The organism is Phycisphaerae bacterium (assembly GCA_035384605.1).
In the GTDB taxonomy this organism is placed as follows: Bacteria; Planctomycetota; Phycisphaerae; order UBA1845; family PWPN01; genus JAUCQB01.
The window spans coordinates 28902-51584 of record DAOOIV010000017.1 but is presented as its reverse complement, the minus strand read 5'-3'; the positions used below and the strand labels follow the sequence as shown (position 1 = coordinate 51584).

Annotated in this window: 17 protein-coding genes; 5 read left to right on the top strand and 12 right to left on the bottom strand. The window is 60.8% G+C overall.

Going from position 1 to position 22683, the window contains the following annotated elements; genetic code table 11:
* Positions 1-61: 61 nt before the first annotated feature.
* From PLL20_06495 to PLL20_06475, 5 genes are read right to left on the bottom strand one after another with little or no spacing between them, the layout of a single operon-like run.
* The gene (locus PLL20_06495) at positions 62-667 is read right to left on the bottom strand and encodes a hypothetical protein (protein HPD29624.1); all 606 of its coding nucleotides are present in this window, start codon (positions 665-667) and stop codon (positions 62-64) included.
* Positions 668-685: 18 nt separating this feature from the next.
* Positions 686-1222 (bottom strand): 4-vinyl reductase, encoded by a 537-nt coding sequence (locus PLL20_06490; protein HPD29623.1) that lies wholly within the window; start codon positions 1220-1222, stop codon positions 686-688.
* Positions 1223-1237: 15 nt separating this feature from the next.
* Positions 1238-1429, bottom strand: a complete 192-nt coding sequence (locus PLL20_06485) for a hypothetical protein (protein HPD29622.1) — start codon at positions 1427-1429, stop codon at positions 1238-1240.
* Between the two features lie 36 nt (positions 1430-1465).
* Positions 1466-1780 carry a hypothetical protein gene (locus PLL20_06480; protein ID HPD29621.1) on the bottom strand — a complete coding sequence of 105 codons (315 nt, stop codon included), beginning with the start codon at positions 1778-1780 and terminating at the stop codon, positions 1466-1468.
* Positions 1777-2946: an aminotransferase class V-fold PLP-dependent enzyme gene (locus tag PLL20_06475; protein ID HPD29620.1), complete on the bottom strand. Its 1170-nt coding sequence runs from the start codon at positions 2944-2946 to the stop codon at positions 1777-1779. Before PLL20_06475 ends, PLL20_06480 begins: the two co-directional genes overlap by 4 nt.
* Before the next feature lie 726 nt (positions 2947-3672).
* Between PLL20_06475 and PLL20_06470 the strand changes: the two genes are divergently transcribed.
* The 3 genes from PLL20_06470 to murI all read left to right on the top strand — a co-directional run bounded on the left by PLL20_06470 (position 3673) and on the right by murI (position 7783).
* Positions 3673-4908, top strand: coding sequence for a carbohydrate porin (locus PLL20_06470; GenBank protein HPD29619.1), 1236 nt, complete (start codon positions 3673-3675; stop codon positions 4906-4908).
* A gap of 456 nt (positions 4909-5364) precedes the next feature.
* On the top strand, positions 5365-6720 hold the full coding sequence (locus PLL20_06465; protein ID HPD29618.1) for an outer membrane beta-barrel protein: 1356 nt from the start codon (positions 5365-5367) through the stop codon (positions 6718-6720).
* 217 nt (positions 6721-6937) lie between these two features.
* Positions 6938-7783: a glutamate racemase gene (gene murI, locus PLL20_06460; protein ID HPD29617.1), complete on the top strand. Its 846-nt coding sequence runs from the start codon at positions 6938-6940 to the stop codon at positions 7781-7783.
* A 199-nt stretch (positions 7784-7982) separates the two neighbouring features.
* Here murI and PLL20_06455 read toward each other — a convergent pair whose 3' ends face one another.
* From PLL20_06455 to PLL20_06435, 5 genes are all read right to left on the bottom strand, one after another.
* Entirely contained in the window at positions 7983-8762 is a 780-nt protein-coding gene (locus tag PLL20_06455) for a GDSL-type esterase/lipase family protein (GenBank protein HPD29616.1), read from the bottom strand.
* Entirely contained in the window at positions 8759-10108 is a 1350-nt protein-coding gene (locus PLL20_06450) for an MFS transporter (GenBank protein HPD29615.1), read from the bottom strand. Before PLL20_06450 ends, PLL20_06455 begins: the two co-directional genes overlap by 4 nt.
* Before the next feature lie 106 nt (positions 10109-10214).
* Positions 10215-12884, bottom strand: coding sequence for a hypothetical protein (locus tag PLL20_06445; protein ID HPD29614.1), 2670 nt, complete (start codon positions 12882-12884; stop codon positions 10215-10217).
* A gap of 131 nt (positions 12885-13015) precedes the next feature.
* Positions 13016-13999 carry a TIGR01212 family radical SAM protein gene (locus PLL20_06440; protein ID HPD29613.1) on the bottom strand — a complete coding sequence of 328 codons (984 nt, stop codon included), beginning with the start codon at positions 13997-13999 and terminating at the stop codon, positions 13016-13018.
* Between the two features lie 403 nt (positions 14000-14402).
* Positions 14403-15677: a hypothetical protein gene (locus PLL20_06435; GenBank protein ID HPD29612.1), complete on the bottom strand. Its 1275-nt coding sequence runs from the start codon at positions 15675-15677 to the stop codon at positions 14403-14405.
* 304 nt (positions 15678-15981) lie between these two features.
* Here PLL20_06435 and PLL20_06430 point away from each other — a divergent pair, with 304 nt between their 5' ends.
* Both PLL20_06430 and PLL20_06425 read left to right on the top strand, forming a co-directional pair.
* The gene (locus tag PLL20_06430) at positions 15982-17664 is read left to right on the top strand and encodes a hypothetical protein (protein ID HPD29611.1); all 1683 of its coding nucleotides are present in this window, start codon (positions 15982-15984) and stop codon (positions 17662-17664) included.
* Positions 17651-19096 carry a hypothetical protein gene (locus PLL20_06425; GenBank protein ID HPD29610.1) on the top strand — a complete coding sequence of 482 codons (1446 nt, stop codon included), beginning with the start codon at positions 17651-17653 and terminating at the stop codon, positions 19094-19096. Before PLL20_06430 ends, PLL20_06425 begins: the two co-directional genes overlap by 14 nt.
* Positions 19097-19513: 417 nt before the next feature.
* Here the strand turns inward: PLL20_06425 and PLL20_06420 are convergent, their stop codons facing one another.
* Both PLL20_06420 and PLL20_06415 read right to left on the bottom strand, forming a co-directional pair.
* Complete coding sequence (locus PLL20_06420; GenBank protein HPD29609.1) at positions 19514-21715, bottom strand: right-handed parallel beta-helix repeat-containing protein; 2202 nt, start codon at positions 21713-21715, stop codon at positions 19514-19516.
* 300 nt (positions 21716-22015) lie between these two features.
* On the bottom strand, positions 22016-22669 hold the full coding sequence (locus PLL20_06415; GenBank protein HPD29608.1) for an HAD family hydrolase: 654 nt from the start codon (positions 22667-22669) through the stop codon (positions 22016-22018).
* Positions 22670-22683 lie beyond the last annotated feature (14 nt).

Below are 22683 nucleotides of genomic sequence, written 5' to 3'. Positions count from 1 at the left end.
CGGAGCACCCGTGTGATGACGAGGCTTCGGGGCCCTTTCAAGAAAAGACGGAACCGTAAGATCAAGCGGCGCGGGTGACGACGAACTCGCCGTATTCGTCACCGCATTCGATCCCCTTGGTCTGCTGGCAGGTGAATGTCCGCATGCCGGTCTTGCCGGTCGGATCGTATTTGCCACCGTAAGCCAGATCCATGAACGCGGCGCAGACGCCGCGGATCATGTAGGCACTGGGCTTCGCTGAAGCCCCGTAGGAAACGACGTCCTGCTCGTAGTAGTCGTAGGCCCGAACGACCATTTTTTCGTTCGGCACCAGCTCGACAATCTCGCTCTTGGCCCAACCCCATGCGGTGAACACGGCGAATGCACCATGCAGAACGTCCTCGGTATTCTCCACCATCGGGGCTACCACTGACTTCCACTCTTCCGAGGTGATGATGCCGTGACCGGTGTGGTAACCACATTCGTGGGCAGCGTTGATCAGCAGCCACTCGGCGGCTTCCAGCGTATCGGGACCGACGCCGCGAGTCAGCCGTTCGCCGAATCCGTTCCAGAACTTCGTGGGAAGCTGGTTGACCAGCACGCCGAATGCCGGAATCAGTCCTTGGTCATTGCCTACGACCTGGATCTTCGATAGAGATTGAATGACTCGTTTACGATCAATAGCCATGCTAAGGTCTCCTTTCACTCAGTTCGCAACGACCTGGAACCGCGAACTCTTGGCACCACACACGATGCTCTGCGTCTCAACCGCGTTGAAGTGCCGCGTCGGCTGACCGAACACGGCCGAAAACAGGCCGGCAATGTAACCCGACGTGACGTAGTTCACCGAGGTCTCGTGTTTGCCCCACTTCTTGAGCCAACCCTCGTCCACATGCGAGTGGACCAGCTCGACCTCACCGCCATCGGCACCCGCGCACAGAACCTTCATCTGACCAAGGCCGATCGCCGAGTAGTACTGCTCGGCAATTGTGATCCGGTCCGTCACGTCGGTGACTTCGTGCTCCCGGTAGTATTTGTTGAGCATCTCGTTGAAGGTGTCCTCGGCGACCTCGGCCATGAGCTTCTTGCCGTCAAGCATGCCGCAGTCCTCCGCCAGTTGCGTGTACAACGTGATGAAGTGGTGGCAGTGCATGACCATCAGCTCGCCGTTAACCATGTGCCGGCAGGTTTGCGGATCGAACTTGTGATCCAGAATCAGTTGTGTTTCTTCCATTACTGGCATGAGCGCCTCCCCTTTCTATGCGATAGGTGCATCCTTACCGGTGATCTTCTTGACCGCATCCTTAAACTTCGCGATGTTCTCCGGCGAATCCGGCGCTTCGCCGGCTTTGTTTGACGGTATGGCCGTCATCATCGCCAACCGCATCTTGGCTTCGAGTCCGCCGTTGGCGCCGACGAACTCATAGAACGCCGTCAGCTTTTGTGCCATAAGTACCCCCTTTGTTCTCTTTTATATGGCCTGTCATTACGTATCACCCGAGCCTCTGAAGGCTTCGGAACCTCGATCAAACAACTGTTCAAACTCTTTTCTTGCCACCTCTCTTTCGTCACGAGGGTATATGGCGCGGCATTCGCAGTCGCCCTCAACCCCCTTGATCTGACAACCGCACTCAGTCCGCAGCCTGAAAAACGGTCGCGGAAACTCGGAGAAGTAGTCAACCGGTCCCAGCGTTCGAAGGAGTTGGATCGTTTCGGGAGTCCACGGAACGTCGAACACGTACCCGTAAACCCCGCTTCCGTCAAAGCAATCTTCGATCTTGCGGACCGCAATAATTCTCAAGCTGCCAATCCCCTGACCGCATCAAGCGCCACAGCAACCTCCTCTTCACTCGTGAATGCGGACGTGCTGAAGCGAACCGTCCCCTCTGGATCACTGCCGATCGCCCGATGAATAAGAGGAGCACAGTGGAGCCCCGTTCGACAGGCGATGCCATAGCATTCCTGTAGGACGTAACCCATTTCCTCGACCGTCCACCCCTTCACAACAAACGAGACAACGCCGATCTGCTGAGCGCCGCTTTTGCCGTCAAAAACCTTCACGTTCGGAATCTCCAACAGTCCCTTTCGCAGCGTGACCGCCACCCTCTCGGCACGTTCGCGAGCGCCGGAATCCAGGCCGGTCGCCCAATCCAATGCGGCCGCAAACCCCGCCGCTGCCGGCACGTTCGGCGTACCCGCTTCCAGCCGCGCGGGCATGTCTTCCGGTTGATACGGCAAATCGCTCCTGACACCCGTCCCACCCACGATCAGCGGCTCCAGGTCGATTCCCTCTGCGACGTACAACACACCAATGCCCGGCGGTCCATGAAAACCTTTGTGCGCCGGAAAGGCCGTCAAGTCCGCGTGCAGGTCATCCGGGTTAACCGGAATGAGTCCGGCCGTTTGGGAGGCATCCAGCATGGTAACGGCGCCTACAGCCTTGGCCTTCGAAAACCAGTGGCTCACGTCGTTGATGCGTCCTGTCACGTTTGATGCATGATTGAACACCACCAACGCCGGTTCGCGCTCAAGCTCCTTGCTGATTGTCTCGGCGTCCAAGGCTCCATCTTCGGCAAGGCCCACAATGCTCAAACGAATACCTGTGGTCCTGACCAAGTGGTTCAGCGGACGCAAGACGGAATTGTGCTCCGTTACCGTTGTCACCACGAGAGAGCCTCGCTTCAGTCTGAGGCCGCTGATTCCCATGTTCAGCGCCTGTGTTGCTCCCGCGGTCAGTACGATTCGACTCGCTTTTCTGACTCCCAGGTACGCAGCACACCTCATGCGGCAATCGGTTAAGACGTCTTCAGCACTCGCAGTCGCCCGCCCGGGGTGCTCCGGCGATTGGGATAAGACGCGAACAACGGCTTCGATCACGCCTGGTGCCTTGGGGTAGCCGGACGCTGCGTTGTTCAGATAGGCGCGCCAAACACCCCTTCGTGCCACCGCAACACCAATGACACCCATTTGTGCGTCTGCAGACTTCACGCAACCCCCAGCGAAGCGTTTCAGTCGGATGTCCCATATGGAGACCATCTATGCTGCCTAAGTCAGATCCCGTGTCGGTTTCATTGCTACAAACCTTGAGGTTTCTGCGGCTTTGCCGGCGCCGTTTTGGCGGGTTTTCGCCATTACAGGCGTTAGATACTTCTAAAGATTCACACACACGCGAATCAGGCTGTTTTCAGACCCTTTGGCTGACCTTTGGGTGCGAATGAGATCCCTATCAGATGGGCATACCGTAGAATGGTTGACAGTTTATGTTTGTTCCTGTGACAGCAATAGTTTGCGAAGTCGGAACTTATGTTCCCAACCGGGTCCGAAGGCGCTAGCTCTCTCCTGCTGGCGAAGCGCAAAGACCTCGTCCGCTACAACAATGACTAGAATGCATCACAGGTCAGCTTGTAAGAGCGTATCGCGCACCGCAAAACCGTCCCAAAGATGCGAGACGGTTCTTCGCCTTCATCCTATCGCGATTGCTTGGCAGGTTTATGTGCGGAAAACGATATGTCTTTTTGCCCAAGGGTATTGCGTTGTCTCGCGCATTCGCGCACAATGCGGCAACGAACGGTGTTTGCTCGGCGCGGCGAACCCGGCTCGTGACAGCTTAGCAACACAATTGTGGAAAGTCGCATGCTCTTCAGTCCTGATCAGAGGAAGGGCGCGCCCCTTCGAAATTGAGGAGAATAGAACATGGCGAGAACGCTTCTGGCATCATTAGTAGTCCTGTTTGTCGTCCCAATGGTCATCGCGCAACCCACCACTGCTCCGGCCGGCTACGGCGGAAGTTGGACCGAGTGGTCCAAGGCTACCGGCGATTGGGGCGGCGCCCGTACCGCCCTGGCTGACAAGGGAATTACCCTGGATTGGGGCATCACCCAGATCGTGCAGGAAAACATGCACGGTGGAGCGGATACGAACAGTGCCATCAAGTATTCTGGATCGAGTAGCCTTGAGTTGAAACTCGATACGGGCAAGATGGGTCTTTGGCCGGGCGGAACGTTTGTCTTTCACGGCGAGCCGCGGTGGGGCCGTGGGATCAACCGCTTTGTCGGCAGTCTGATGCCCGCCAACATGGATGCTCTCATGCCGGGCGGCGACGACAGTTGCGAGATGACTCTTTCAGAGTTTTTCTACCAACAAGTTCTGTTCGAAGGCAAGCTGGTCTTGCTGGCCGGGAAACTTGATGGTTCCCGAGCCTTCGACACCAACATGTTCGCGAACAACGAAGAAACGCAGTTCATGAACGTGGCGCTACGCAACTATCCCATGATTCCGCAGTTTATTCCTTACACGACGCTGGGGATCGGCATCGTCTTCAACCCGTTCGAATGGTGGTCCATTCGAACGGCGGTGGTCGATTCAGACGGCAGTGCCACCCGGACGGGGTTTGATACCGCCTTCCATGGTGACGCCAACACCAGCGTCATGCACGAATGGGATTTCACCGTGAAGCCTTTCGGCCAGCTTGGTCACCAGCGGGTGGCGATGATCACGAGTTGCAAGGACACCCCCACATATACGGGCGGAATGCAGAACTGCAACCTTGCGGTCTTGTACAACTTCGACCAGTACCTCTGGACCGAGTCGGAGGGCTCGGATCAGGGCGTGGGTATCTTCGGCCGGTTTGGATGGGCCGACAAGGATGTCAACCCCGTCGAGTATTTCTACAGTCTCGGCGTCAGCGCCAAAGGTCTGATTCCCACGCGGGATCGCGATACTTGCGGCCTCGGCTGGTATTTCGGCAACGCCAGCAACCAGCTCGCGCCTGCCGGGATTGTGCAGGAAAGCGGTATCGAGATGTACTATAGCATCGAGGTCTTCCCCTGGCTGCATATCAGCCCCGATTTCCAGATCATTTGCAACCCGGGTGGCGGCAACGCGGACACGGCCCTGGTGGGCGGCGTCCGATTCCAGATGGATCTGTAACAGAACCGGCGATAAGGGTCGACTCAAGCATTCTGTGGACGGCATCGGCCATTGGCTGATGCCGTCCCGCTTTTTGAAAGGGGTCGAGTCTCGAGCATCTGGTTGCGACGAAGATTCTCATCAACCGGACGGGCCTTCAAGAACGGCAGCGCGACGCTCGTCGCCCGCTCTCAACATAAAATGCCCCCTATTGCACTCTGGAAAACCCGCCTCGGCCGGGTTTCCTCGCCTTGGCCGACCAGGCAACCCAACAATCAATGCTGGCACGCATGTTGCCTGATGCAACCGGAGAGGAGCAAGCAGGCGGCTCAAGAGCAGAAGACGAGGAGGTATTCCTACCGGGCCGTAGGTTCCCAATCGCGAATCGTACCTGCCGGTAGGGCTACCACCTCCTGTTTCGCAGTGAACGGTCAGTTGTGACCGTCGAACACGGAAAGGCGTCGAGGAGACACGTTCATGAACTCAAACGACATACGGCTGGTTCTGTCGGTTTTGGTCCTGTTGTCGGCAATCGGCGGTCTTCAGATGGCGGTGGCCGCCGATCCGGAGGCGATCCGCATGGATCCGGCGCAGCTCGTTTCCGACACCCTCGAACCTGCGGTCGCACGCCCGCTGGGGGGCGGCGAACAGGGAATTCCCGAGACCCAGCCGGCCTCTGCGGACTGGCCTCCCGGTCTGATGATGGACGGCTTGGACGCCATCTCACTGGGCAGGCCGATGAGAGACCTGGGCCTGCGGCTTTACGGCCACGTGGAAGCCGGAATGACCTTTGAGTTGACCGGCCCGGGAGACAAGAACACCGGTCTCCCCCTGCGCGGCTTCGATTCCCGCCGGCCGCAGAACCTGCGCCTCAACCAGTTGATGCTCTCCCTCGACCGTCCTGTGGATACGAGCAAGAGCTTCGACGTGGGCGGGACGTTCACTTTCCTTTATGGCACCGATGCCAGACTGACCCATTCATTGGGGTTGCTTGACAAGCAGAACCACGAGGCTCAACCGGACATCTTGCAGGGTTATGGGGAGTTGTGGTTCAAGACCGGAGACGCGGGGCAGGGCCTCGATGTCATATTCGGCAAATGGTTTACACCCGCCGGCTTTGAAGTGACTCCCGCACCCGCTAATTATCTTTATTCTCGTGGTTACCTGTTCACATTTGCCCAACCGGTGTCACATACGGGACTGAAACTCACCTACTTCTTCGACCCGGACAACTACGCCTACTTCGGGGTGGTGCGCGGATGGGATGTCTTTGACGACAACAACGACGGTGCAACCTTCATGGGGGGGTTTCAGTTGTCCAGCAAGCAGCTCATGGGCGACAACCCTCGCTCGCAACTGGCGGTGAATGTCATCGCCGGGCCCGAGCAGACCGGAGAGGGCTGGCCAGGCAACCGGGTGCTCGTGGACGTCGTCTGGACCTGGAGGTGGACGGAGAAGCTGACCCAACACATCAATGCGGATTACGGATTCCAGGATGACGTCCCGGAGGCCTTGGGGAACCGCGACGTGCCGGGCGTGCGCGACTCGGCATGGTATGGGCTGGGGTATTGGTTGAATTACACGTTCAACGACTACCTCAGCGCCACTGGTCGGGCCGAGTGGTTCACCGACAACCATGGCGTAAGGACCGGTTATCGCGGCACGTTCTTCGAGCTGACCACCGGCCTGAGCATCACCCCGTTCCCCAATGATCGTATCCTGAAGAATCTGAGCATCCGCCCGGAGATCCGGGCCGACTGGTCGGCAAACGACGCACCATTTGCCGAGAGTTGCCAGATGACCGCTGGGTTCGACGTGGTCTACAAGTTCTGACCCATATGGCAGGACGATCGCCGCTCCCGCCAGATTTGCCTTGAATCAGACGGGCAGAAATAACGATACATAACACAGGCAGATTGCCCGCAGCCTGCCGCCGGGCAGGGAGGACGTCTGACCCGCCCTTGACGCGCCGCCGGCCGGCCTTTCAATACTGGGAAGCGGGTTTCTGCCACCAGCGGATTTCGCAACCTGCTCTGGCAAGGAGGAGCCCATGAATGATCGTCCCATCGGGGTGTTTGATTCCGGTCTGGGCGGACTGACCGTCGTCCGGGCGCTGCAGGAACAGCTCCCCAACGAAACCGTCATCTACTTCGGCGACACCGCCCGGGTGCCATACGGAACCAAGTCGTCCGAGACCGTTCTGACCTTCGCCGAGCAGGATTGCAGTTTTCTACTGCGGTTCGACCCGAAGCTGGTCATCGTGGCCTGCAACACGGCCAGCGCCCTGGCCCTCGACTACCTTAAAGAAAAAATGCCCGTCCCGGTTCTGGGCGTGGTGGAGCCCGGAGCCGCAGAGGCCGTTCGCAGATGCCAGGGACGCGGCATCGCCGTCTTAGCCACCGAGGCCACCGTGGCATCCAATGCCTACGCCAAGGCCATTGCCGCCTTGGCCCCCAACATCCCGGTCGCACAGCAACGATGCCCCAGCCTGGTGGCCCTGATCGAAGAGGGCCGCACCTGGGACGACCCCATCATGACCATGCTCGTAGCCGAGTACCTCGAGGGCGTCAAAGATCTTGACCCCGCCGTGGTCGTCCTCGGCTGCACGCACTATCCTCTTGTGGCAAAAGCAGTTGCGAAACAGATGCCCCATGCCACTGTGGTCGATTCGGCCGGCGCTACCGCCTTGGCCGCCCGTGACCTGCTGGTTCGCGAGGAGGCTATGAGTGATGCGTCAGCCCCCGGGCGTCTGCGGTGTTACGTCAGCGACAACCCTCAGCGCTTCCGCGAAGTCGGCGGCCGTTTCCTGAACAAACCCATCCGGGACGTGACTTCGGTCACGCCGGAACAGTTTTTTCTCGAACAGGTCCTGGAGACTGCGGGGTCAATGACGTGAGCCGGTGAAGCAGTCTCGTACCGGCGCTTCGGGGACAGCATCCGGGCCGCGCAATCGCGTATTCCAGCACTGCGAGCAACGAACGTCGTCTCCGTCGGGGCGAGCAAGCCGCCCATGGCCCCCTGGGTGGACGAGAGTGGCATTCCCCTTCGGCCTGAAAGGGCATTCTCGCCACAACATTCCCGCCGTCTGCCGAATCTCAAGAACGTTCCTGCTCAGATTCGTTTGAAAAACGTGGGGCGGGATTCAGCGGCGGGAGGATCTCCTCGATCATCTTGGCCCAGACCTTGTACCCCGCCTCGTTGAGGTGCAGGCCGTCACGCGAATACTCCTTGCGAAGCAGGTTCTGCTCATCGGCCAGCGGCTTGAAGACGTCCATGAACGAGCAGTTATGGTCCGCGGCAATCTTGGCCAGCCGCTTGTTGAATTCCCGGATGCCGGGTGTGAGCTGGTCGAACCGGTCGCGGGTGGGAAACAGTCCGACGATCACCAGCGGCACGTCCGGCAGCCGGTCACGGATCGTCTTGACCACCTTCCGGTAGCACGCGTCGATTTCCTCGATAGTTGGTGTGCCGTTTCGCTGCAGTTCGCCAAGATCGTTCACACCGTTTTCCAGAATGATGAAACCGGGATTGCAGTCGAATACGGAACTGTCGAGGCGGTGGAGGATGCCGCGATCGGTAAGGCCGATCCGGTCCGAGGCAATACCGCGGTTGACCACTCGACGGCCGGGAAGCAGCCTGGCCGCATCAAAGCCTTCGATGTGCGACGATCCCACCATGACGATGTTTTTCGCTGCGGCGTTTTCCTTCTTGAATAACTCAACGCGGTCATGGTAATGCTTGACCCACTTGTCTTGAGCGGCCGCCGGCCGGGTTTCAGGAAGGGCCGCGCGAACCGTAATCACCAGCCCGTATGATGCGCCGAGCGACAGAAGAACGATCGCCAGGCAGCGCCTGTGATGCTTCTCTCGGATCATGAATCGGGTTCCTCCTTCAACGATACGTGGTGTTGTTCTCTCACGCGATTCAACAGCAGGGTCAACACCGCGCCCACCAGCAGCGAGGTCGCGGCCACAAATAGACCGGCCTTGTAGTTCCTTGTTTGGTCGACGGTCACCCCGATGAGATACGGGCCCACAAATCCGCCCAGGTTGCCGATGGAGTTGATCATCGCGATGCCGGCGGCGGCCGCCGTTCCGGCCAGAAAGGCCGGCGGCATTGCCCAGAACGGACCGAGCGTGCTCCAGATCGCCGATGCGGCCAAAGCCATTGCCACAATGCCCGCCACCGGCTGATCGGTCATCGCACACAGCATGAAGCCAAGCGCTCCGCCGCCCGCGCAGAGGGCCACGTGCCGGCGTCGCTCCCCGAAGCGGTCAGAATGTCGCCCGATGAGCACCATGGCGATCATCGCTGTGAAATACGGGACGGACGCAATCAGGCCGACGTGGAGATTGTCGCGAGAGGCGGTGACCTGTTTGACGATGGTGGGCAGCCAGAAGTTGATGCCCTGGAAGCCGAACATCAGGGTGAAATAGATGATGTTGAGCATCAGAAACGTTGGACTGCGGAACGCCCTGAAGAACGAGGTGTGACCGATGCTCTTGAGCCTCTCGCGGTCGGCTCGGACTTGACTGTTGAGCCAACGCTGCTGTTCCGGACTGAGCCACTTGACCTGTTCGGGACGGTTGGGCAGCAGCAGCAGGATGGCGAACCCGCCAAGGACGCTCGGGATGCCCTCCAGCAGAAACAGCCACTGCCAGCCGGCCAACGCGCGGCCCAAGACGGCAGTCCCGTCCAACTTGAGCAGCAACCCGGCCAGCGGCGAACCAACGGCCCCGGCGATGGCCGTCGAAGTCAGAAACCATGCCACCGCCTTGGCCTGATGTCGGACCGGCAACCAATAGGTCAGATACAGCAGAATACCCGGGGCAAACCCGGCCTCGGCCGCCCCAAGCAGGAATCGGAGCGTGTAGAAGCTGTACGGGCCGCGTACAAACATCATGGCCGACGAGATCAATCCCCATGTGATCATGATTCGAGCCAGCCACAGCCTCGCCCCGACGCGTTGCATGATCAGGTTGCTGGGTATCTCGAACAGGAAATAGCTGATAAAGAAGATGCCCGCGCCCAGACCATATACGCTTTCGCTGAAGCCCAGGTCGTCCTTCATTTCCAGTTTGGCGAAGGAGACGTTGACGCGATCGAGATAGTTGAACACGTAGAGGATGACGATGAAGGGAATCAGCCGCAGCAGGACCGTTCTGACGGTCCCGGTCTCGCAGTTGGACGCGCGGTTTGATACGCAGGCCAGGGGCTTCATTGGACGCGCGGTAGCATAACAAGATGTGCCTCGGTTGAGAACCGCGCACCGGGAACCACTCGGCGTGGTTCCGAGCCGATCGCACCAGGCCTGCAAGAGGGCGGCCTTACTGCTTGGCAGAGCTCTTCGCCCGGGCTTCTGCGGTGCGTATAAGTGCCGCGGAAGCTGCCTTGATACCGTTCACGTCGTTGAGCATGCAATTGAGGCCCGCGGCGGTGAGCACGCGGCCGGCAGGCAACTGGACCTGCTTTTCAAATCCGCTTTGCAGGTCCACGCCGCCGCGGAAGAGCTTTTCTTCACCAAGCGTGCCATCCTTGTTGAGCGGCCTGGCCCAAACGCCCATCCGCTTGACGTCCCACTCAGGAGCAATGCCGGCGCCAAAACCCGTGGCGACGTAACCGGCCGGAAGCTCGATCTGTGCCTCAAGGCCGGCGTCACGTTCCCAACCGGTTCGCAGTTCCTCCGGCTCGCCCAGCGACCCGTCGGGCATGAGCGGCTGAATCTTCATCCACATGGTTGTGATGTTGTCGTAGTGTGCGCGGGCCCCCAGGCCGGTGATGACGTATCCCGGTGGTGCCTGAATGAACCCTTCCACCCTGTCATCTGCCTCGATCTTGTGGTCGATCAATACCAACGACAGGCGTTCGGCAGTCCGGACGGGCGGCGCGTCGGCCGCCGCAGGCGCGGGGCCGAGATCGTACACGTGGACGTGATCGACGTACGCACTGGCCGCATCAAGATCGCGCCAGCGGAAGAATCCGAAGCCGATCGTGGCCTGCTCGGCGGTTGCGATCCAACGATGCTCGAATCGTATCCACTTGCCGTCCGTCCAGTACCATTGGCTGGAATTCGGCCCGTCGAAGTTGTCCCCGCCGTCGGGATCGACAAAGAGCCTCACCCGCGTATCGCCACGAGGCCCGTTCTTGACGGCGGTGAACGCCATGGCCGCCAGTGCATACGCATGGCCCGGTGTGGTGGCGATCTTCTGCGCGAGTGTGCTCTTGGCAAAAACCTGTTCGCGTTTCTCGCCCGCCATGTGCGTGAATCCGGCCATGCGGCTTCCCCAACGTGTGCCGATGCCAAGCTGCTTCAGTTCGGACCGACTTTGCACGCCCACATCCGGCGAGTCCAGCGCATTGGGCGGCGAGACCTGCCAGCCGATGAGGCCCTCTTCGAACTCGGGGTTGACCAGCTCCACGGCTCTACGATATCGCAGCGGCTCCGGATCGGTCCCGGCGGCCACGCGGCTTGGCGCGAGGTTGACAAAACAGGGAGGATAAGGCTCCGGCGACGACAGCACGGCTTCGATCTCATTGGCGCGAGGCATGCGGATCCGATACAGCGGTGTTCGCCACACAAGGCCCGTCGGTCCCGTGGCCGTCAACCGGAACTCGTAATCATGGCCTGACCAGACGGGAATCGTCGCCTCCGTCCGGCCCTTCTCCACGTCCACGCGCTGCAGGTCAGGTCCGGCTCCCTTCATGCCGGGGCCGCGGATCTCGATCCGCGTCTGCGTTGGGAAGTTCTGCGACCAGGTCAATTTGAGCTTGCTGTCCTGGGGTGTCGCGGCTGTGAGGTTGAAGATCGCAGGCAGTGCGCCCGGCTGCGGCTCGCCATAGACCGTGGTGTGCATGTCGCCTCTGATGATCACAACGTGATCATCCTTCGGCAGCGGGGCTTTGTGGGCAACGGCGTAGACTTCGATTTGATACCGCTCGCCGACCGCGACAGGGAACTCATCCGCGGCAAAGAGGAACGGAGCAGCGTGGGGACCGTTTTCCGGTCCGCAACTCAGTCCTCGCTTCGGGCCGGCTACGATCTTGCCGTCGGCGGATCGCACCCGGATGACCAGGTCACAGCAATTGTGTTCGGTGGGCGGGTTCATCAGGATCGGCGATACGATGAGCGAAACCATTCGCACGTTCGGTGTTCGCGGAGTGAACCAGATACGGTCGGTGTCGTACACCCAACCTTCCTCATCGGTGTTTTCAACGGGCGAACGTTTCAGGTCGGCCGGCTCTTCAACGATCCAGACGGCCAGGTCACTCTCCGGCCGTGGGAGGCCGTCAACGTACAAAACACCCCCGTCGTACGCGTTGCCGATCGAATGAAGGTAGGGCATCCAGGCCTTGCCATCCTCACGCCACAGGCGAATTCCATACGTACGACCCGGCACCATCGGGGCCTGGCCGGTGATCCAGCGAGCGATACCCCATTCCATTGAATGGCCGGAGACAAAAGTCTTTGTCGGTCCGATCTGCCTGCCGCCGGGCCCCCCTTCGACTAAGGCGGCGCGAAAGATACCCGGCTCGGAAGCCACCATCAGCGTCATGCTGACCAGCTCCGTCGAGGTGGCAGTGAAGGTTTGCACGAACTCGCGGGCCGACCAGCCCCAGACACATCCGTCAGGTTGGTACACATGGTCGATGACCAGATCGGCGCTGTTGATTCGGCTCTCGTCGGCCTGGGCCCCCGAGATGATCCGCGGGTAGATGGGACCATGTTCGACGAACGTGAAGTCCATCAGCCCATAGCAGAAAGGGAACTCGGTGTAACCCTCATCGGCCATGCCCGTATTGCCGATCTCGACCCGCTTGTCTTGCGTCCAGACCGATCGGGTCTTCGGCAGGATCGGGGCGTTGTTTCGTGAACCCACCATTCGATAGAAAAGCTGACGGCCTCGCGGTTTGCCCTCTCCTTCCGCCTTCTGGCCGACCAATGTCCCCGGTGCTACCAGGCATACAAGCCCGATGACGATAAGCCCGCGAGTCGTCATGATCGGGTTTCCCTTCTCGTCCAAGCGGACGCCGCCGGACAACCGGCGTTGGCTGGGTCTTTTGAGTCTTCGTGTCCAACTGGGTTCAGCGCGAATCCGCCGAGCAAGGATAGAAGGTCGGGACCCGCGCGTCAAACCCCTGATCTATGGTGATACATCGCTGGCGCAGGGGGGAGTGTGGGGATGTCACTCAGAGCAAAGCCTAGGGCCTTGCCTTGCCAGGTGTCGCGACGGGCAAGAGCCCGCTTGATGTCCTCCAAAACGGCGGCTTTATCAAGGCACCACTCCGGGGCAACGAGAATGTCGCGCGGGGCATCGGCATGCATGCGCTGGATGACCATCGTGGCCGGCAGTGTTTCGAGTACATCACACACCAGATCCACGTACTCCTGACGACCGAGCAGCGCAAGCTCGCCGCGAGCATATTGAGCGGCCATGACCGTGTCGCGCATGACGTGGAGCAGATGGATTTTGATGCCGTCGATGGGCAGTTGGGCGAGTCGACGGTGAGTGTCGAGAATCATCTCACGCGTTTCACCGGGCAGCCCGAGCACCGTGTGAACGCAGATCTTGATGCCTCGGTCGCGGGTCATCTCAACGGCGTCCAGAAACTCCTGGTAACCGTGGCCGCGATTGATCGCTTTGAGCGTGGCGTCATGGGCGCTCTGGAGGCCGTATTCGAGCCAAACCTCGCCGCGGCCGGAGTATCCGGCGATCAGGTCGATCTTGGCCGGGTCAACGCAGTCCGGGCGGGTGCCGATCGACAACCCGACGATCTCCGGGAACTTCCACGCCTCATCGTACAGCTCTCTGAGGTGCTCGAGCGGTGCATAGGTATTCGTGTAGGCCTGAAAGTAGGCGATGAACTTCGTGGCCCTGGACCGCCGACGGGTCTGCTCGATTCCCCATTGGAGCTGCTCGCGAACGACGGCCGGGTCGGTGCGGGCATTGGGGCTGAAACCGGCGTTGTTGCAGAACGTGCAGCCGCCGTAGCCCCGTGTCCCGTCGCGATTCGGACACGTGAACCCCGCGTGAATGGTCACCTTGTGGACCCGGCAGCCGTAACGCCGGCGCAGGTAGCGACTGAACGGATAGTAGCGAGGCGAATCGGTCATTTTTCGTTCATCAACCCGGTTACAGGCCTGGCCGGCCGCGCAAGGCAACCGAGGGGTTTATTGCTCTCCGGTTCCAAGCGCGGGGCCTCCTGTGCCGATTTTCGGCTGACCATAGCCGCACAACGTCTTATGATAGCCTGTGTGCGACGTTCTGTCATTGTAGAGACGTCTCCGCGCATGATACGTCGTACCCTGGGAGGGGCTTTGGGCGATGATCGGGGCGTTGTCCCGCGCACGATGGTTGATCTACGTGGGCATATGCTTGCCTTCATACCCTCCTGTGCTCGTCCCGTGAGGGCTGGGTTGCGCGCGACGCTCTTCTGCCGGGGATGGGAGTCGATGCAGAAAGCGTCTCTCCCCAGTTGCGCCGATCTCTCTTCGACAATCCTCGCCCTTTTCCACCTCACGGTATCCTTGTCAGTGTAATCTCCGCCTCCGCCGTCTGACCGGCGGCAGGAGGATCAACTGGAAGGAAGCCGGGCAAAGGGGAATCGAGCCTGATTCTGGCACTGACCGTGACCGTCCCTCGCCAGGAGGCTCCGATCGGCGAAACCAGTCGGACCGAGCCGGTCAGCATCCGCCGGATCGCGGCAGCGTCCAACGCCATGCCGGTGGCGACGCACCAGCGGTCGATGGGGATCTCAAACGTCCTTGTTTGCCTCGGCTCCGTGTGGAACTCGGCTCTGTCGAGCTTCATGAAGAACCACGTGCCGATCTGCTCGATGCTCACGACAAACGGTGCGGCCGTGTCGTTGATGGTCACGGAGAATCGGCCCGTCGCGGCAGGATACGGCCGGCAGAACCTGTTCAATCGGGAAATCTTCTCTTCCCACGGGGCTTTTTCCGCTAGTTGATTCAGCACTTCGCTCTCGGGCTTCAAACCGCTGAGAATGCATAGACCCTCGGCCGCCGCCATACGCACGTTGGCCTCTTCGTGGTTGCTCAAGACCGCCAGTCGGCGAGGGTTGACTGCTTCCAGCACCGCCGTGCCTTGCTCGCGACCGGCGGCGCTGCCCGCCATGTCCAGAATCGGGCGGAGGTTGGTCACATTCCCGCAGCCGATGAGCAGCACCGCCGCTTGCCGGATGTCCTGGCGTCCGGCTGAGAGCATGTCGAGAAAAACCGGAAGGTTGCCATCATCGACCCGTCCGGCAAACTCGGCCGCCAGCGAGGACTCATCGCCGCCCTTGCGCAGGTGCTCAGCGGCCAGTCGGGTCGTGGCCATGTGCGCGGCCTTTTCGCCACTGTCCAGTGCCGAGCTGGTGGCGGTCTTGAACAGCCGGTATCCGCCAATGCTCAACATCGCCAGGGCCGCGATGCCCGCAATCAGCTTCCACGGCAGGGCCGACAGGACCGACGGCTTGACTTCCACCGGCCGCCGTGGCGGACGCCGGACGATGCCGGTCACTTGATTCGCCCCGCATTCCGGGCAGGTGATTGCCTCGTCGTCCAGCGGTGCCTGGCAGATGATGCAGTTACGGAGTTCCTTCTTCTCTTTCGGAGCCTCGACGCCGATCCAGGAGTCCTCGCCGAGGTCGGTCTGCTTCCACTCGAACGGCAGCCGCACCTGGCCGATGCGAAAAGTCTGATGGCAGCCGGTGCACACGGCCGTCTTGCCCATCCCCTCGGTTCGCGTTCGGTACCGCCGCTGACAATGTGGACAGGCGACGCGAATCATGATTCACCTCGGCCTCAAGCATTTCAGAACCCGGAGCGCAAGCGACGGGCCAACCTTCTCAATGCCGCCAAGACTCCCACAACCGATTATAATCCCGGTCCGGAATCATAATGGCCCCAACCAACAACATGTTGTAAGAAAGAAGCGGCGGCATGACAAGGGCGGCGATTGTGGATTGGCGCTTGGGCCCTGGGGACTGGCGATTGCGCCCCGCAATGGGATTGGGCACCCCCGGCCCCCACCCGCCGATCCCCAGTCCCGGCCATTTGGCCCGCTCGCCCAGGACACTGGAAAGGACCAAGCCGTGACAGAGGGCATTCAGCAGAAGAAGCGTTGGCCGTGGTGGCTCCGGCTGATTCTCTATCTCAGCCCTCTCTGGATCATTCTCGCGATCATCCTGAGCGTCGAGATCTCCGGGCGGCGGGCGTACAACCGGGCGATACAGGAAGCCCGGGACATCGGCGGGCCGGTGACGATCGAGGAGATCGAGGCGGCTCGCAAGGTCTGGCCGGATGATGAGAATGGGGCCCTGGTTCTTCTTCGGGTTCGCGACCGACTCGATGCTATTGGCAAAGAGGCCGCAGCCACAACGCTCCCAGTTCTGGGCACCCTCAAAGACGAACTCGGATACCGCTGGTCAGATGACACCATTCAGGCTGTGGAGGCATTTCTTCAGCAACACGCAGCGGTGTTCGCCGAGATCGACCGCCTGCGACAGTATGACGGCGGGCGCATTCCGTTCGAGATGAAACCGAACCCGCTCGATACCTGCCTGCCTGATCGGGCTTTCCTTCGGCACTCGGCCAAGCTGGTGTTCCTGAGACTGGAGTCTCGGATCATTCTGGGCGATACTTCGCGAGCAGTGGATGACATTGATCTTCTCTTCCGTCACGCACGTCTTCTGGATGGTGAAGGGACGCTGATATCGAGCCTCGTCAGGCTGGCCATCGGCGCTCTTGCCGAGAATGGAGTCCAGCGAGTCCTATCCTTGTGCTCGCTGAGTGATCAGCAGTTGCAGCAGCTTGATGAGATGCTCGCCGCGTTTGAGCGCACGGATTGTCTGGAAATCGGATACCGCGGCGAGCGGGCCTTCTTTCTCATGCTCACAGAGGAGGCGAACCTTCGTCGCGCCGTGGCCACAGGGAACAACCCAAAATTCGCAACGCTCCCTATGGAGCTGCCTGTACTGCATGGCGTGTTTCAGATGGACCGGGCTGCCGGTTTGCGGATGCTCAATCGGATCGTGAAATCGAACACGCTCCAGGATCGTCTCAAGGCCATGATGGAGAATGAGGCAGAAAAGGCATCTGTGCCACGCCTTTACCTGGCGACGCGGATAATGATCCCTTCTCTCGAACGTTCCGTGGTCCTGGACCAGAACCGCATAGCTCAAGTGCGCGCTGCCAGAACCGGCCTGGCGATTGAGCGATTTCGCTCCGACCATGGTCGTTTTCCACAGCGGTTGGAAGAACTTGTGCCACAGTACCTGCCTGCTTTGTTGATCGACCCGTTCGACGACAAACCGCTGCGATACCGGGTGACCGACGACGCGGTGATCATCTACAGCATCGGCGAGGACGGCATCGACGACGGCGGGTATGTGGGCCACCGGACAGCGCCCGAAACGTCGCCAACAGACTGGGGTTTCGTCCTGCTCAAGCCCGACTTTCGTGGCCGACCGGCCAGTACCACGGCACCGGCGACACAAGAGGCTGAGACTGCTGCGGTCTCAACGGGTCCGGGCGGAGTAGGGCATGCCCGCGCCGAGTCGCGGGAATGCCATCCGGCGATGCAGACGGGCGAATCGGGCCATACATCCGCTTTGCACCAGCGTCATTATACGGGGAGCCGGGAGACTGGCCGCCGCGAGCAACGGCAACCTTGCGATGCTGCACGGTTCCACATCACCAGTCACCGATCCCCAATCGCGGCAGGGGGGGCGGCACGATGGTGGCGTCGGAAAGGACTGAGCCATGACAGAGACTGATAAAAACAAGAAGCGCTGGCCTTGGTGGGGCCGGCTTCTGTTGCTGTTGAGTCCGATCTTCGTTCTTCTGCTCGTGATCGTGGTTTTCGAGGCAGGCGGCCGCAGGTCCTTCAACAAGGCCCTGCAAGACGCCCGGGACATCGGCGGGCCGGTGACTTTCGAAGAGATCGAGGCGGCCCGCAAAGTCGTGCCGGACGACGTCAACGGCGCGTTGATCATCACTTCGCTGACCGGGCCGTTGTCGCCGTCGACGGACAACCCTGCACATGAGCTCCTGCCGCTTCTGGGGCAGGCCGACCTTCCACCGTTGGGAGAGAAGTGGCCGGATCAGACTGACCAGGTGGTCCGCGACTACCTTGCCCGATTGTCTGCCGAACTGAGCAAGATCGATGGGCTGGCTCGCTGCGAAAGTGGCGGGATGCCTTTCCAGGTGGCACCCAACCCGTTTGATACCCTTTTGCCGAGCCTGGGCCACGTTCGCGAATCATGCAAGCTGAAGTCGCTCCAGGTGATCAGCGAAGCGATGCAGGGGAATACGAAATCGCTGGTGACCGACCTGGACATTCTTCTGCGGCACGGCCAGACGCTGGCGGACCATCCGACGCTGATCTCGAGCTTGGTACATGTCGCGACCGACTCGTTGGCCCTCGACGTCCTCCAGCGAGTTCTCGGGCAGACGACAGTCAGCGCCGAGCAGCTTCGGCAGATCGAGCCGCTGGTCCGGGCCGTCGAGGATGAAGACCGCTTGTATTGGGGAATCCGGGGTGAGCGGGCGATGCTCGTCGGCGCGGTCACTTGGATGACGGCAAGCGGGGCTCGTGGCATTCCCGGGGCGGCTTCGCTGCCGTTGCCCGCTAACATTCCGGGCGTGAGAGGCTGGGTGATGGGCGACATGGCCGAGGGGCTGCGATTGGAGAACCGCCTGGTCAAGGCAAAGGGGCCTCGGGAGCGGATCAAGGCGGCCACCGAGGTTGAGACCGCAGTTGTGAGGCTTCCGCGATATCGCGTGCTGTCGAGGACGCTGATCCCGTCGATGAAGCGAGCATTCAGCCTGGACCTGCACGTGACGGCCATGGCCCGTTCGACCCGGGCGGCCTTGGCCGCGGAATGTTACCGGCTCGACAAGGGTCGGTTCCCTGACAAGCTGGAAGAGTTGGTGCCCGGTTACCTGGACGCGGTGCCGACTGATCCGTTCGATGACAAGCCGTTGCGATATCGTGTCGATCCAGACGGCGTGGTCATCTATTCGATCGCTGAAGATAGAAATGATGGCGGTGGCCAGGTTCAAGGCCGCATGCCTCCCAAGAGCCGGCCGCTTGATGTGGGTTTCGTACTGCTCAAACCCGATTCTCGCGGCCGTCCGGCCAGTAGCACCGCACCGGCGACACAAGAGGCCGAGGCCACTGCCGTTTCAACGGGTTCGGCGAGGTAAGCTACGCCCGCGACGGGCCGAATGGGATCTTGATGACCGGCTGAAAGTGAATCTGTGTGCGCCACGGTAGCGTCTCATCAGATTCATCACGAAAACACGAAAGAAGGAAAACACGAAAGAGGCCGCTGGGGGCCCCATCCATCCAGCCGAAGGGTGGATGGGTGGGGTCTCGGTGACCGACTGCGCAAGAATCGTCTGGCAGCGAACCTGGCTTTGGTGATTGATGGGGCGTTTGGGCTGATTCGATCATCGTATTCCCCAACCTTTGCTGGCGCGAAGGGTGGGCCATCCGGCCATCTTGATAGCCTCAAGCCGCCTTGGCAGCATGACGAAAGGATTCGTCGAGGGAATGGTGCCAGAAAGGATTCGGGCACCAGCAGACCCTGAACCCTGAACCCCGAATCCCGAACCCGTACCCTATTTGATCCTTCCGATCTTGCTCGTGTCGATGGGTACGAAGCCGATTTGGTGCGCCGGGTAGCCGGGCTTGAACGAGAAGTCCCCGTTGGCCGGGTCCACAAACTGCGGATCGGCGATGATGGAATGCGTGTCGTGGCCGCGTTTTCTCCAGTCCTCGAAAGACGCACCCGCGAAATCAAACGGTTGGCCTTCGGTTCGCCAGTAAAGGTTGTAGTCCGTCACGAACTTGTCGCTTTTCCAGTTGCCGGCCAGGAGGTTGGGACCGTCGAAGAGCACGATGTTTCGCTCGAAAATGAACGAGGTGTGCTCCTCTTCCCGTGACCGCTGCATCTGGGCCTCCCGGCCGAAGGCAAAGATGTTGTTGCGGAGGTAGTTCTCCTTGCCATAGTGCTGATGATAGCCGGCGTGCTTGGTGCGATAGACGATGTTGTTCTCGATGTGGATGTGCGTGCTGCCTTCGTCGTTGTAGATGCCCCAGCCGCCGTAGGTGTGGGCTTCAATGTCGTGGATCAGGTTATATCGAATCTGCGTATTTGGCGAGACCCCGAGGGTGTAGATACCGCCCATGTCGCTGAGCATGCCCTTGCCGATATCGTGGATATGGTTGTACTCGACGATGTTCCGGACGGCCGGGCTGGGGTTGTAGCCCCACGACCAGCCGACGGAAACGCCGGTGTAGTTGAAGTCGTGGATATGGTTGTGGCTGACGGTGTTGTCCCCGCTGGGGCCGATCAGCACACCGACGGCGCTGTGAAAAATGAGCCCGCCGGGGCCGATCTCGCAGTTGTGAACGATTGTGTGGCTCGATCCGCTCCAGACCTTGACTCCGCCCGCGCCCAAGTCGGTGATCTCGCAGTTGTTGATACAGATGTTCTCGCACCCGGTGCCGACCTCGATGCCGTAGCCGGAGACATGGTTGACCGCGGCACCGCAGACGATGCAGGTATCGGCGTCTACGAAGCAGACAGCGCCCGGCACGTCGAAGGAGGCCTGTGCCGAACCGGCTTTCTCGGCGGGCAGTGACCAGTCGGCATGGCTGAATGTCAGTTGACACAGATGCAGGTCGTGGACGGGTTTGCCGGCCTTGCGGTCACCCGCCACGCGGATCAGTTGGGGCAACCGCGGGGCGATCACAGTCGTGTTCTCGGGCGTCTCGCCGGGCTTGGGCACGTAGTAGAGCATGCCGGTGGAGCGGTCGACGTACCATTGCCCGGGCGTGTCCAGGGCCTCGAAGACGTTTTCGACGTAGTAGCGGGCAAACTGCTTGGGGCTGTGCGCGTCGGTCAGCCGGAAGATGCTCTTGCGGGTGAACTTGGCGAGGTTCTCGGTCTCGTTGACCTCGGCCAACGGCAGGCGCGACTCGATCCAGAAGTGCAGGGCAACGACCTCGACGTCACCGAGGTTCCGCCAATTCCTGATGTCGCCGGGCTTGAAAGTGGCTTCGGTCTGACCTTCGTTCCATGGAGTCTTGTCGGTCATCTGCGGCAGGCCGGTGAGCTCGAAGTAACCCTCCTTCGGAAGCCGCGTTCGCGGCCGACGCTCGTTGTTGACAAAAAGCTGGCGAGGGTACCACTTTCCGGCCTTTACGTCCGCCAATTCCGCGGCCCAGACCTTCTTGCCGTTCACTTCGGCGGTCTTCCAGCCGGTGATCCGCCGGCCGCCGCTGATGGTTGCGTGCTCATTGCCGAAGCAAGCGTACATGACCGGGGTGTCGCGTGTGCCGGAGTCCTCAGGGCCGAATACCAGTGGCTCCTCCAGCTCGTATGTCCCGGGTTTGACAGATACGAGCCACGCGGCTGCGTTCTTCGGCTTCTCGGTCGTGCGGATGCGTCTGAGGGCATCGCGCGCGGCTTGGATGGTCGGCAAAGGTCCGTCTGTCTTGTCGCTGTTGGGCTCGCGGAGCCGGCCCGACCATTCCAGTCGGCCGTCGGGCGAGACATAGATATCTGCATCGATCATGTCCTCCAAAGCGCGCGCCACCGCTGTCTGAACCGCCGGCCGGAAGACCTCTTCCGATATCAACTGGCCGCAGCCGGCCGGGAGTGTCGCCATGCCAAGTGTCGAGGCGAGCAGGGTCGTCGTTCCACAGAGGCGTGCGAAGCGGTGAGAGCGACGCGCAGTCCAAGACGACTCACGACGGTTGAAGACGCTGGCTACCATGTTCATGCTCCTGCGTTGAAGGTCCGGTGAAGTACTCACCCACGAGCTCCTGCGTGTCTCGTTGCTCTGTTAAGGCCGGCTATCATGGCCCCAAGGTGTCCTGCCGGCAAGTCCGGGCCGACCGATCGCGGGGCGTCGAGGAGCCAAGACCGTGATCGGGAACCTGACCCGGTGAGTGTGGGTCCGGCATCTTGCCGGTCATGTGACGCGTCAACTGGCAGGGCAGCGTCGAGCGGAGCGAGACCTGCCGGTGCGCGACGTTGGTGTGATTCACGGGTGTGATCGTGTTCAGCGTACAGGCGGCAGGTCTCCATCGCCTTCAGTGATTCCGACCATGCCCTACCCTTGCCAGATCAGTTGAAGCAGTTGTGCCGGCGCATCGATCAGGTGAGCAGCCCCTGCGGCGATGAGTTCCTCGCGATCACGATAGCCCCAGGTGGCTCCGATGGGAACAACTCCGGCATTCCGGGCAGTGGCGATGTCGGTGTTCGAGTCGCCGACGAGCATCACCTCGTTTGGCTTCGCCTTCATCCTCGCCACGATGTCCAGAAGCGTTCTTGGATCGGGTTTGCGACGGTCTTCTTCCTTATACCCCTCGATGGCCACCAGCGGCCAGCGGCCGAAGAGCCCCTGCGTCATCGGGACGGTGTACACGTGCGGCTTGTTCGACAAGACGCCCATCAGCACGCCTCGCTTTGCCAGCTCATCCATCAGTTCCGCAATGCCCGGAAACGGCACCGTCTTGTCCATCTGGTGCTCGCGGTAATGCTGCGAGACGGCCGCCATCATGCGTTCGAAGGTCGCCTTGTCCGCGTCCGGCAATGCCCGCCGGCACAGAGTCGGCAATCCCTCGCCGATCCAACGACGTACCTCGTCGCGGGATGCCTCGGGCCTCCCGACTGCGGCGAGTCCGTAGTTGATGGCGTCGGCAATCGCCGGCAGCGTGTCGGCCAGCGTGCCGTCAAGGTCGAAAACGACGCCCGTTGTGTTCATCCTCGTGAATTCAC